Source organism: Legionella drozanskii LLAP-1, assembly GCF_001467585.1.
GTDB classification, from domain to species: domain Bacteria; phylum Pseudomonadota; class Gammaproteobacteria; order Legionellales; family Legionellaceae; genus Tatlockia; species Tatlockia drozanskii.
Genome location: NZ_LNXY01000009.1, coordinates 1 through 1,237, shown reverse-complemented (window position 1 = coordinate 1,237; position 1,237 = coordinate 1). Strand labels below are relative to the sequence as shown.

The window sequence follows — 1,237 nt, the reverse complement described above, 5'->3', positions numbered from 1 at the left end:
TGATCCTCCCTCGATTAACCGTACACCTTGTTTAACAGATATAATCTGAATAACGAGGAGTTACAGATGTCAAAAAATATTTACACGAAAGAATTTAAGCTACGAGCGATCGAATTATTAGAGCAAAGTTCTAAACCGATTAGACAAATTGCAAAGGAGCTTGGAATTGGTGAACAATCTTTATAACTGGCGTAAACAGTTTCACCTAAAGCAAGACAAAGCCTTTCCCAATCAACCTCAATTAGATGAAAAAGAGTTGGAACTACGTCGTTTAAAATCGCGTATTGCAGAGCTTGAAGAAGAACGAGATATATTAAAAAAGGCCACCGCGTTTTTCGCCAAAGAAAGTCAGCGATCTACGCGATGATAGAGCAGCAATCGGCTTTCCACCGGGTTAATCTATTATGCCAAGTACTTGGTGTTTCCCCTAGCGCCTATTATTCCTGGCTAAAAAAAATACCCAGCAAACGTTGTCAGGACGATAGGTTATTAATGTCGAGTATTAAAACCCATTTCATGGAGTCACGACAAACGTATGGGGTTCCAAGGTTACAACAGCTCTTGCGGCAACTTGGTAGTCGTCATGGAAAAGAGCGAATAAAGCGTTTAATGAAGCAACAAGGCCTGAAACCCAAGGCCGCTCGGCGATTTAAAGTGACAACCGATAGTCAGCATAAAAGACCAGTAGCTGCCAATCTATTAGGCCGTCAGTTCAATCCCTCAGCCGCCAATAAAGCTTGGGCATCCGATATCACCTACATTCGCACTGGTGAGGGTTGGCTTTATTTGGCAACAGTAATCGATTTATTTAATCGCAAAATTGTGGGCTGGAGCATGGGCACTCGTCTTGTTACTCAGTTAATTGAGGATGCGTTAACAATGGCTCTCCGACATAACAACCCACCTAGCGGTGTCATTCACCATTCGGACAGAGGGTCGCAATATTGTAGCGATGCTTACCAGAAATTACTGAAACAATATGGCTTTATTTGTTCAATGAGTGGAGCTGGTAACTGTTACGATAATGCGGTGATGGAAAGTTTTTACCACACCTTAAAAATAGAGGCTGTTTATGGCGAACCTTTTAAAACCAGAGTAGAAGCTCAACTAAGTCTTTTCGATTACATTGAAGTCTTTTACAATCGAAAGCGCATTCACTCAACTCTCGGATATCAAACACCGACTGAGTTTGGGTTAGTGGCTTAATGTTGGTGTACGGGTTTTCGAGGAAGGATCA

Annotated in this window: 3 protein-coding genes; all 3 read left to right on the top strand. The window is 41.9% G+C overall.

The annotated features are described in order from the left end of the window. Nucleotides 1–66 precede the first annotated feature (66 nt). Genes Ldro_RS16945 through Ldro_RS03795 form a run of 3 tightly spaced genes read left to right on the top strand, consistent with a single transcriptional unit; the run spans nucleotide 67 to nucleotide 1,206 of the window. Nucleotides 67–186 carry a transposase gene (locus tag Ldro_RS16945; RefSeq protein ID WP_157066450.1) on the top strand — a complete coding sequence of 40 codons (120 nt, stop codon included), beginning with the start codon at nucleotides 67–69 and terminating at the stop codon, nucleotides 184–186. Further along, nucleotides 170–367 (top strand): hypothetical protein, encoded by a 198-nt coding sequence (locus Ldro_RS03800; protein ID WP_083497892.1) that lies wholly within the window; start codon nucleotides 170–172, stop codon nucleotides 365–367. Before Ldro_RS16945 ends, Ldro_RS03800 begins: the two co-directional genes overlap by 17 nt. Beyond that, nucleotides 364–1,206, top strand: coding sequence for an IS3 family transposase (locus tag Ldro_RS03795; RefSeq protein ID WP_058495102.1), 843 nt, complete (start codon nucleotides 364–366; stop codon nucleotides 1,204–1,206). The genes Ldro_RS03800 and Ldro_RS03795 overlap by 4 nt, the downstream gene beginning before the upstream one ends. The last annotated feature ends 31 nt before the right edge of the window (nucleotides 1,207–1,237 follow it).